The 277-nt window shown below is 52.3% G+C and carries 1 pseudogene; it reads right to left on the bottom strand.

From position 1 onward, the window contains the following. A pseudogene (locus IR141_RS13095) lies at positions 1-277 on the bottom strand (IS1595 family transposase); the annotation flags it as partial.

Here is a 277-nt window from a genome sequence, read left to right as displayed (position 1 = left end):
TTCGGTATAGACTTTGTCGTCCCGTTTTAAGATGCCGAAAACAATGGTTTTGCCTCCCTCTCCCCCGCCCGCCCTCGGATGCGTTTGGAGCCGAAGTAGGATTCGTCCAGTTCGACCACACCGGCAGAGGGAGTTTGCCGTTCACATTCAGCAGCCATACGGCAACGCAGTTTGAGAAACAGATATTGGCACTTTGGGTACTGATGCCGGTGAGTCTGGCGGTATCGGAAGCGGTCAAATCAAGTGTGAAAAGGCGCAGGATTTGACGGAATTTTGA

This window comes from Neisseria sp. 19428wB4_WF04 (assembly GCF_015235335.1).
Taxonomy (GTDB): Bacteria; Pseudomonadota; Gammaproteobacteria; order Burkholderiales; family Neisseriaceae; genus Neisseria; species Neisseria musculi.
Note: the sequence above shows the minus strand (reverse complement) of the source record. Positions and strands in the feature narration are given on the sequence as shown.